The organism is Lyngbya aestuarii BL J (assembly GCF_000478195.2).
Classification (GTDB): domain Bacteria; phylum Cyanobacteriota; class Cyanobacteriia; order Cyanobacteriales; family Microcoleaceae; genus Capilliphycus; species Capilliphycus aestuarii.
Window position 1 is genome coordinate 26,461 of record NZ_AUZM01000061.1, and the last position, 10,357, is coordinate 36,817.

The window sequence follows — 10,357 nt, forward strand, 5'->3', positions numbered from 1 at the left end:
TCGGACGCATAGCTCAGTTGGTTAGAGCGCTACGTTGACATCGTAGAGGTCACAGGTTCGAATCCTGTTGTGTCCATAGCTTTCAGGGGATTGAGTTGTCTAGATTCTAGCTGTTAACCTGTACCGTGCTTGTATCGTTAACTATTCCATTGTTACCTTGCCCCTTAGCTGCTTTTGAGAACCTACCAGAACCGCTCTAATAGTCAAGAGTACCCTTCAGTTCACTTCGTTCACTGTTTACTATTCTCGCTTGGTTCTACTATTGTTTTACCAACTTCTTTGCGGGGAGAGCGAAATTTCGGCAGTTTTAAGATCATAACCTTATTATTTTGGCTCTTAAGTGATAATTTAGCATAACAAGTACCGAAGAACCACAATTGTGTGGCTGGGATTCTATTTCTACGCAATTCCCTAAGTTTTTTAGAGCGGCGCAAAAAAGACATCCCATCAGCTACTTTCTCCCTTGTAGCCAGTAGGTCGCCATTCGACCTATCCCTTTGACGTCAATGATTCCTCGTTCTTCAAAAAGATACTGATCTTTCAACAAGTCGTAAGTTGCTTTTGTGACTTGAATTTTCTCAGCTTCCCCGTGAGACTCCATGCGTGAGGCCACATTAACCGCATCTCCCCACAAATCATAAATAAACTTACGAGTCCCAATCACACCCGCCACAACTGGCCCAGTATTAATCCCAATTCGCAGACGAAACGGTAGACCATCATGGCGTTGAAAGCGTTGAATTTCCCGCTGCATATCCAAAGCCATTTCAGCAATTGCTTTAACATGGTCATCTTTTGGCGTGGGTAAACCTCCGACAACCATGTAAGAATCTCCAATGGTTTTAATTTTTTCCAAATCATGTTTTTGTGCTAACGCATCAAATGCTGAGAAAATCTCATTAAGTAAATCTACTAATTCAGTGGGTGCAATTTGAGATGAAAATCCGGTAAAATCAACAATATCTGCAAACATAATTGTTGCATGATCAAACCGTTCAGCTATCGAATGGGGAGCTTGTTTGAGACGTTCAGCAATAGATCGCGGTAAAATATTTTGTAACAAACGCTCTGATTTTTGCTGTTCAATTCGCAACGCATCAAGTACCCGTCGCCGTTCAGTCGTATTACGCGCGACCCAAATTACACAGTTATTTGGCATAGGAGAAACTGTCGCCGCAAACCACACTAATTCTGTTATTTCTGGGTTCAGAGGAGAATTAGAACTTGGAACTAAACCCGATTCTGATTGTTCAACGGGTAAACTATATTCAACATTGAGTGTCTTTCCCGTTTCTAAGACTTTTTGAATATGACTATAAAACATTCTCGCTTGGGCGGGCGGAAACACTTCAAAGACACTTTTTCCTAAACGATCCGGTGTGGGACTATACAAAACTTCCGCATTCGTGGTGACAATCTTTTTATAATTCCCTTGAGCATCAAACACCGTAATCACATCCGTCATCGCAGCAAACAAAGCTCTGAGTTCCGCTTCCGACGATCGCAAAGCCCCTTCAATCCGTCGCCGTTCCCCAATTTCTCGTACCAGTTCAGCCGTGCGTTCTTCTACCCGATATTCTAAAGCATCCATCGCCTGTTGAAGCGCATCTTCAGCGTGTTTGCGTTCAGTAATATCAACAACTGTTCCCTCATAATACAACAGTTTCCCGGCATTATCATAGACTGCGGTGGCGTTTTCAGAAATCCAACGCAACTGACCATCCACCCGGCAAATTTGCGACTCAAAATTAACAACCGCCCCCTGTTCTTTGATCAAGCGAACAAACTCCTGACGGCGCCCAGCATCCACATACAATTGATTTCCGACATGAGTCAAATTCTCAATTAAATCTTCGGGAGATGCAAACCCATAAATCTGTGCTAAAGCGGGGTTTACACTAATAAAACGCCCTTCTGGTGAAGTTTGAAAAATCCCTTCAACTGCATTTTCAAAAATACTGCGATAATTTGCTTCTGCTTGTTTCCGGGCTGTAATATCAATCCCGACAAAAAACGCCGCTTGTTCGTGGTGATATTTATGAGCAACAATCAAATAATTTCGCCGTTCTTCTTTAACAATTGAGATCACTTCTCGTTGAGCATCGAGTGCCGAAGTGGCAAAGAAATCTCGCACAAACTGATTAAATTGAGGACTAACATCTAAAAACCCAATATGCTTATTTAAAAAATCTTCAGGCTTCAATTCAAATGTATCCGCCAGATAACGATTCACCCCCAAATAATGCAAATCCGAATTAATCCAAGACACGGTTCCGGGTACAACATCCAAAACCGCTTGTAACTGATCTCGAGTATTTTCTAACGCTGCTTCTGCTCGTCTTTGATCGCTAATATCAATTCCAATAATAAAAGCCTCTTGACTTTGATTATATTTTTGAGCAACAATAATATAATGTCGCCTTTTATCTTGTACTTTTGCACAAATTTCCCGATAGGCATTAATTTCCGGCTTGCTAAATAACTCCTGAACAAACTGATTAAATTGTGAACCCCCTCCTAAAAATCCAATCGGTTGATTGGCAAAATCTTCACGAGGTCGGCTATGAATATCAGCAAGATTTTGATTAACTTCGATATAACATAAATCCGAACTCACCCAGGAAGCAGTACCCGGAACGGCTTCTAATACAGTTTGTAAACGGACATTTGCTCTTTTTAACGCTTCTTCAGTTTTTCGGCGTTCAGTAATATCAAGACCGACCACAAACGCCGCTTTGTTATCATCATATTTACGCGCGACCACCAAATAATAACAGGGTTCTTCACCCACATTTGTCATCACTTCCCGAGACATTTCAAGTTCAGGACTCGCAAATAATTGTTGAACAAAATCATTAAAATCAGAACTAGACCCCAAGAATCCAATATGCTGACCTGAAAATTTTTCCCGAGGCATATTAAACATATCGGCGAGTTTTTGGTTCACCTCGATGTAGCGCAAATCTGACTGAATCCAAGACACAGTTCCGGGTACTGCTTCTAAGACGGCTTGTAGACGAGTATTAGCAGAAAGTAGGGCTTCACGGGCTTGTTTATGTTCAACAATTTCTTCAACCAAGCGATCATTTGATTCTTTGAGGGCGGCAGTTCGTTCTTCGACAATTTGTTCGAGTTGAACGTTCATTTGTTTGAGTTTCTGTTCAAACTGTTTCCGGGCTTCAATTTCTTGTTTAAGTTGAGCTTGAGTGGCTTCGAGTTCGATAGATTTTTGTTCGAGTTGTTCAGCACGTTCAATACTATGACTCACTTCTGCGAGCAAATGTGTGACCATTTCTGAAGTATTGAAATGACCTTCTTCAAATCCTAACCAGGGTAAGGGTTTAATTCGATTGGGTGTAGAGTATATCACTTCAAATTGTCCATTAGGGAGGGCTTGACCAATCCGACACACTTTGGAAACATGATGATTGGGTTTGATGCAGTAGATACCCCCTGGAGCCGGAAAACTAACTCCATAAGCCGCGACTCGAATCCGACCACAATCGAAGGAATTTGCCAATTCAACGGCTTGTTTCCACAGATAAACTTGGGTGTAAGCGGCTTCAATGGGATCACTCGTCACCCGATTTTGGCCGTATCTGGCTTTAAAGTTTTTGACAAATTGTTGATTTTCTGGAGTGTCAATACTTTGAAAATAACTCCAGCAACTTAAATGACCTACTGCTGCGGCTCCGATTTTTTGCAGTTCGGTTTCGGAGACAGAGATTGCCATAATGGGGATGTCTTCGGCCCTTAAACCTGCTGCTTGAAATTGACGGTAAAAAGCAACATTGCTATCGCCCGTTAGGGTGCTGAAAATCACATCGGGTTGGGCTTGTTGGATGCGAGTGATAATCGCGCTAAAGTCTTGGTTTCCCAGAGGAGCATAGGCTTCGCCGACAACCTTTCCCCCGAGTCCATTGAGTTGAATTTTGACTAATTTATTGACAGTATGGGGAAAAACGTAATCCGAACCAAGTAGATAAAACCGTGATCCCAGATTTTGCATCAACCAATTGACAGTGGGTTCGACTTGTTGATTGGCACAAGATCCGGTATGAAAAATATTGGGGGAGTTTTCTAAGCCTTCATAGTGGACAGGGTACCACAGTTGAGCATTACAAGCTTCGACAATGGGTTTGACCGCTTGACGTGCATCTGTTGTCCAACAACCAAACAGAGTAGAAGCATTATCCCGTTGAATCAGTTTTGTAGCTTGGGTTGCAAATGTTTCCAGATTAGATGCACCGTCTTCGATGACGGGTTCGATGGGCTGACCTAAGACGCCTCCAGATTGATTAATTTCAGCAATTGCCATTAATTCAGCATCAACGAGCGGAGATTCGCTAATTGCCATCGTCCCACTCAGAGAATGCAATATTCCGACTCGTACACCTGGCATAGCTTGTTATTGGTTTAAAGAACAATAACCCCGTTATGGGCTTTCTGGTTGCACCCTGTTCTAGAACCGATTCATCTCAAATCTTGAGCAAATCTTCATGATCGGATTTCCCCTCGGTGGCTGTGCAGATTGGTCAAGTCTACTCTGGCTTCAATCCTAGAAATCCTTTTAGATCGATCGACTTTTCGGCTACAGAGACATTGAAGGCAACCTCTCTCGCCTTACCCTTCACCCCTAACAGAATGCAATTGAGTGTATTCTCCTGATATAATTGTTCACTCTTAGCCATTCCAAAAAATTAAGTTCCCTGAGATTAAAATAGTCTAGAAGCAGACTGATAATGCTTCCTTATCAGTCAAGCCAATTTGACTTTACCCGTTACAACTGTACCCACATTTTATAGCATTTAGAGAACAGTTTTTAGGTTAAAAATGGATAAATAACAGACCCGGGTATTCGTGACTACCCATTCGCTGTAAATTTCATAATTTCTCAATAATACCATTTTTAACAAAAACATTAACAATAGATTACATAAGTTAATCTTTTTCAGACAATGCCACAATCAACAACTTTCTCAGACATCATCTGGGCGTGTTGCCACCATTTTCCTGAACCCACAATCCCCATACGCGACGGTAAATGACCAATCGGAGCGGATCGATCAAATCTAAAGCCCATCGCCGGATGATGAGGATTATAAGTTAACCAACCGAGGCGATCGCAAAATTGACTATAATCTCCTTCTACCTCCTCATAAATGCGAGTCTGTACACTAAAACCAAACCGTCCCTGACTATATTTCACCCACAACGCATCTATTGTTCGCAAATCCTGACAAGGCAATTTTTTCAAGTCTTGGGGAGAAAGATAACAAGATCTCCGATGACCCAAAGCCTGACACAACACCCACCAGGTTTCGTGGTCGGCTTCTTTCCAGTTGTGAGTTGCTAAAAGACGCTGTAACTTGCTATAGTCAACCCCAACCTCAGAATTAAGATCATCAATCGGTTGACTCAAACCCGAGAAAAACTGAGTCAAAACATCGGGTAATTTCCAGCTAGATCGAGACAGAGGCGAAAGTTGTCGAGAGCGAGACGGCAACCGCTTCACCCGAGTCAGAACTGGAGAAGAAGACATTTTCGGCCGATTCATCGCTTCTAAGACTTGATCAGCACTGACATAACGTTGCTCAAGCGATGGGGCGACTAAACGATCCAAAATCGTCCCTAGACGTTCACTGACTCGGTGCTGAGACGTGATCAACTCTCGCCAGACCCAGCATTGTTTTTCCTCATCATACAATTGCCAAGGCGAAACCCCCGTCAACAAATACAAACAACTCGCCCCCAACCCATACAAATCACTCGCCGCAAATGCTTTTCCTCGGGTTTGTTCGGGTGCCATAAACTCCGGAGAACCCACCACTGTCCCCGCTCGCCGAATCACTGTATCACTGAGGAGTTTAGCAACCCCAAAATCAATTAAAACCCATTGATTTTCCGGGCGACGGACAGGCGGTGAACTTAGAGAAACCGATGATAAACTGGCTTTAGAGATGAGATTACGAGAGACAATCGATTCTATCGTTTCAATCACGGGAATATCCGCTTCCAAAGTCAGAGGAAAACGCCGTAAAATATTCTCAGGTTTAATATCGCGATGCACAATTTGATGATCGTGAATATATTTCAACACCGGAAGCAAACCCCGCAGTAGTTCCCAAATCTGCGTTTCGTGAAATATTCCCTTTTGTTCCAATTCCTGTGCTAACGTTTTTCCGGCAATGTACTCCTGTACCAGAAAAAGCTGTTTATTCTGCTGAAAATGGGCATAGAGTTGCGGAATTTGTGGATGTTTACCCAACTGTTCCAAACGCACCGCTTCTTGACGAAAGAGTTGGGCTGCTTTTTGATAATGGTGAACCTGGCGCGCGCTAAACATAAATTGTTTGATCGCACAAGGCGGTTTAGAGGGAATGTGTTCATCCACCGCCAAGTAAGTTTTTGCAAACCCCCCCTCCCCTAACGGTTGAATGGGACGATAACGATTTTGCAATAAAAGAGGTTTTCCGCAACTTTGACAAAATTTTGCGGTATCAGGGTTAACCGGATGGAGACATTGAGGATTAGTACAGTAACTCATAAATGAATGATTCCATACAGGTTTGGAATTTTGAATATTGATCAATAATATTCTGTCTTTGACCCAAAATAAGCTTATATCAGCCTCACCCTCAACCGGGCTTCCCTTAATTTTAAATCAATTGTTTTAAAATTTTGAATAGTGTCTCATATCTTCAAACGACTAATCTCTCGAAACCTGAAGTCATTTGTGTTGTCGTTCCTCAACCCAAACAATGATCAATAACTTTTTTAATTCTCCTAAAAACCTACGCTTAATTATTGCTTTTTTATCGGCTCTACTCGTCTGGCAACTGTTTTCATCCGCTCAAGCTTCTACAAATTCTCAGCTTGCATTTCGGATTCGACGGTTAGAAACTCAAGTTTCTCAACTGAGAGGGGATCTCAGCAGTTTAAGAATTCAATCTTCGCCGTCTATCAACCCCGTAGAAGGATCGGTGACTGAAGACATTCCGCCCGATCCGCGATCGCATTTAATGTCGGGTGATCCGATGTTTGATCGATTAGCCACCCTCGTGATTGAACTCAAACAAGATTTTCAACAACTTCAGCAGCGTGTTGACGAGATCGAATCTGACACCGAAACCTCACAAAATTAATTCAAGTCTCAGCCCAAAAAATTATCATCCGAAATTTTCAACAGTTAAAGTGCTGCCCGATGATTAATGTTGAGAGAACTCAAATACAAATCAGGAGCAGCACAAATTTTCTCTTGATTAAATCAAAAATTAACAGCGTTTCCAACTATTCAATGATATGGAAATAGTAAGCCGCTACCAACAAGTTGATCGCGAGCAACACAATTGCCCAGAACGTGCGAAAAGGATAAGGTGCTTTGGATTCACTCTTCATAAACTTAATTCTCAATGCGTTGACTACATTAAAGCATAGATGAGATCATTTTTAGACCGATGGGGATCAATCTCTTTCTCTAGCAATATCAGTCTCTTTCTCCAGCATGATAAGAACTGCGAACAAGTGGCCCAGAACGCACATGAGAAAAACCCATTTCTTTAGCGATCGCACCGAACCGTTCAAACTCTGCCGGAGTCCAATATTTCTGCACGGGTAAATGGGCTAAAGATGGACGCATATATTGACCCAGTGTGAGGCGATCGCATTCAATCTCTCTAAGATCGTGAAGTGTTTCGATAATCTCCGCTTCGGTTTCTCCATGTCCTAACATTAATCCAGACTTTGTGGGAATCGTGGGATCGAGTTTTTTAACAATTCTCAACACATCTAGCGAACGATCATACTTTGCACCCCGTCTAACAGTTCCTTGTAGACGTCGAACCGTTTCAACATTATGGTTATAACAAGCAGGTTGAGCCGCAACTACAGTCGCAATCCGTTGAGCTTGAAGTTCACTCGGATCACCGCCACCCTGTCCGCCCCAAAAATCCGCTGTCAGGACTTCAATTTCCGTTTGAGGGTTATTCTGACGAATCGCCTCCATCGTGGCAACAAACCACTCTGAACCGCCATCAGTTAAATCATCTCGCGCCACCGAAGTCAACACCACATACCGCAACCCGAGAAGCTTCACTGCTTCGGCTACCTTTTGAGGTTCATCGGGGTCTAACGGCATGGGAGCATGACCCTTATCCACTTGACAAAACGCACAAGAGCGAGTGCAAACAGGCCCCATGAGTAAAAAAGTCGCCGTACCCTGGGCATAACATTCTGCCCGGTTGGGGCAACGACCTTCCTCGCAGATGGTGTGAATATTGCGCTGTTTGATAATGCGTTGGACCCAAGACAATTCACTGGCTTTTCCGAGCGGACGTCGCAACCAGTCCGGCATCGCTGCAACCGTTGCTGGTCGGGAATTTGATTCAGACTCAGGTGTAGAGGGAGAGTGAGTAGTAGGAGTTGACATCTTCAAAATTAAAAATCTTTTGTGTTTTGCCCTTTATGACGAATCCAGATTAATCTAATGTATGTGAAGAACTCGGGTTGAGTTCTAAGCCTATGAGTCACAATAGACTCAAATAGGAACACTTAACTCATCACTAGGAGTCAGTCGTGGCAGGTCGAAAAATCCTGGTTATCGATGATAGCAAAGTTATTCGTGTGCGGGTTCGCGAAATGCTCCCTCCAGGTAACTTTGATGTATTAGAAGCCAAAGATGGAAAAGAAGGACTAGAACTGGTTCATCAGGAATATCCGAATTTAATTATGTTGGATTTCCTGTTACCCAAGTTAAGCGGTTGGGATGTGTTCCAGCAGATTCAAGCTCACAGCGAACTGCGGAAAATTCCACTGGTACTCATGTCTGGTCGGAAAGAGGAGGTCACGGAAAAAATTCCGGAACCGTTTGAGTATTTCGAGTTTATCGAAAAGCCGTTTGAGAAAAAACAACTGATCGAAGCGATCAAGTCGGCTTTCACCAAAGCCAACAAGACGCGCGAACCCCTACCGAGTGCAGCCTCGAAAGCCGCACCTGCTCAGGCAGAGACACCAACGACTTCGGCAGATGCGGCGAAAATCAAAGCGTTAGAACAGCGTATGGCTAAAATGCAAGCGGAGATGAACGCCTCTTAAAAAACAAGTGGCTCAAATCAAAGCGTTTGTTCTCAAACTGAAAAAGCCATCTTAAAGCACTGGCAGGAACTGCTAAAATGCAAGGCTGCTGATCCTGTGCTTGGTTATTTTGGCTGCGCGCGATCGCGCTTTTGTTCATTCCCTGATTCGGATTATGACTCTAGATGTCTCTTTTCTCTCCCAACTGAGTGCGAGCGCCGACTCACTGACACAGCATTTAGATCATTTTTCTCAAGCGAAAGTTTTGGTGGTGGGAGATTTAACTCTAGATGAGTTTCTCACGGGTCAGGTGGAACGGCTTTCTCGTGAGGCGCCGGTGTTAATTCTCCGCCATGAAGCGACTCGTCAAATTCCCGGTGGGGGTGCGAATGCGGTGTACAATTTGGCTTCATTGGGTGCAACGGTTAAGGTGGCGGGTTTTGTCGGTAAGGATGAACAGGGTTTGGCTTTGCGGCGCATTTTTGAGCAAGCGGGAATTGAGACTGAGGGGATGTTGCTTGACCCTGATCGCCCCACGGTTACGAAAACTCGCATTTCTGGTCATGCCCGTCAGTCGGTGACTCAGCAAATTGTCAGAATTGATCGCAAGTCTGATCGCTTACCGGATCTAGAGTTACAGTTACAACTGGCAGATTACATTCGCAACTCCCTAGAAACAGTTGATGCGGTGGTTTGTTCGGACTATGGCGATGGGGTTCTTACCCCGGTCACGATTGAAGCGGCTTTGTCTCATAGTTTGACGCTGGTGGATACGCAAAAGGATTTACATCGGTTTGCAGGGGCGAGTCTGTTTACTCCCAACCTTCCCGAAGCAGAACTGGCTGTCGGATACTCGATTACAGATGAGAGTAGTCTCGCTCAAGCGGGAAAGGATTTGCTGAAACTCACCCAAGCGGATCATATTTTGATTACTCGGGGTGAAGATGGGATGAGTTTGTTTTCCGCCCACTCAGAGGACGCTCCTCCGAGTTCATTCCATATTCCGGCTTTTAATCGTACTGATGTATTTGATGTGACTGGAGCCGGAGATACGGTCGTCTCAGCGTTAACTCTGGGGTTGTGTGGGAGTGCTTCGCTTTGGGAAGCGGCGGTACTGGGAAATTTAGCGGCGAGTTTGGTGGTTCGTCAGTTTGGAACCGCAACAACAAGTATTGAACAAATGAAGGAAACGTTACGATCGCTACTTTCAGATGCCAGTTCTCTGTAACTGGAGATGGGGAGATGGGGAGGTGGGGAGATGGGGAGATGGGGAGATGGGGAGATG

Annotated in this window: 6 protein-coding genes, 1 tRNA gene and 1 pseudogene; 4 read left to right on the forward strand and 4 right to left on the reverse strand. The window is 43.9% G+C overall.

Annotation, left to right across the window (positions count from 1 at the left end; all coding sequences use genetic code 11):
• The first annotated feature begins 2 nt into the window (after nt 1-2).
• Nucleotides 3-76, forward strand: a tRNA-Val gene (locus M595_RS20940).
• Nucleotides 77-451: 375 nt separating this feature from the next.
• Here the strand turns inward: M595_RS20940 and M595_RS20945 are convergent.
• Both M595_RS20945 and M595_RS20950 read right to left on the reverse strand, forming a co-directional pair.
• Complete coding sequence (locus M595_RS20945) at nt 452-4,402, reverse strand: transporter substrate-binding protein (RefSeq protein ID WP_023068441.1); 3,951 nt, start codon at nt 4,400-4,402, stop codon at nt 452-454.
• A gap of 549 nt (nt 4,403-4,951) precedes the next feature.
• Complete coding sequence (locus M595_RS20950) at nt 4,952-6,547, reverse strand: GUN4 domain-containing protein (protein WP_023068450.1); 1,596 nt, start codon at nt 6,545-6,547, stop codon at nt 4,952-4,954.
• A 214-nt stretch (nt 6,548-6,761) separates the two neighbouring features.
• Between M595_RS20950 and M595_RS20955 the strand changes: the two genes are divergently transcribed.
• Nucleotides 6,762-7,145 carry a hypothetical protein gene (locus tag M595_RS20955; protein WP_023068435.1) on the forward strand — a complete coding sequence of 128 codons (384 nt, stop codon included), beginning with the start codon at nt 6,762-6,764 and terminating at the stop codon, nt 7,143-7,145.
• 145 nt (nt 7,146-7,290) lie between these two features.
• Here the strand turns inward: M595_RS20955 and psaX are convergent, their stop codons facing one another.
• Nucleotides 7,291-7,398 (reverse strand): photosystem I protein PsaX, encoded by a 108-nt coding sequence (gene psaX, locus M595_RS29555; protein ID WP_071809966.1) that lies wholly within the window; start codon nt 7,396-7,398, stop codon nt 7,291-7,293.
• Nucleotides 7,399-7,486: 88 nt separating this feature from the next.
• Nucleotides 7,487-8,428, reverse strand: a complete 942-nt coding sequence (lipA, locus tag M595_RS20960) for a lipoyl synthase (RefSeq protein ID WP_040484443.1) — start codon at nt 8,426-8,428, stop codon at nt 7,487-7,489.
• A gap of 146 nt (nt 8,429-8,574) precedes the next feature.
• Between lipA and M595_RS20965 the strand changes: the two are divergent.
• A pseudogene (locus M595_RS20965) lies at nt 8,575-9,148 on the forward strand (response regulator).
• Between the two features lie 99 nt (nt 9,149-9,247).
• Nucleotides 9,248-10,300 (forward strand): bifunctional heptose 7-phosphate kinase/heptose 1-phosphate adenyltransferase, encoded by a 1,053-nt coding sequence (locus M595_RS20970; RefSeq protein WP_023068454.1) that lies wholly within the window; start codon nt 9,248-9,250, stop codon nt 10,298-10,300.
• Nucleotides 10,301-10,357: the final 57 nt, after the last annotated feature.

What these genes read in the sequence shown, in the direction of transcription:
- M595_RS20945 (WP_023068441.1), bottom strand. Translation starts at nt 4,402, where the DNA reads ATGCCAGGTGTACGAGTCGGAATATTGCATTCTCTGAGTGGGACGATG.
- M595_RS20950 (WP_023068450.1), bottom strand. Translation starts at nt 6,547, where the DNA reads ATGAGTTACTGTACTAATCCTCAATGTCTCCATCCGGTTAACCCTGAT.
- M595_RS20955 (WP_023068435.1), top strand. Translation starts at nt 6,762, where the DNA reads ATGATCAATAACTTTTTTAATTCTCCTAAAAACCTACGCTTAATTATT.
- psaX (WP_071809966.1), bottom strand. Translation starts at nt 7,398, where the DNA reads ATGAAGAGTGAATCCAAAGCACCTTATCCTTTTCGCACGTTCTGGGCA.
- lipA (WP_040484443.1), bottom strand. Translation starts at nt 8,428, where the DNA reads ATGTCAACTCCTACTACTCACTCTCCCTCTACACCTGAGTCTGAATCA.
- M595_RS20970 (WP_023068454.1), top strand. Translation starts at nt 9,248, where the DNA reads ATGACTCTAGATGTCTCTTTTCTCTCCCAACTGAGTGCGAGCGCCGAC.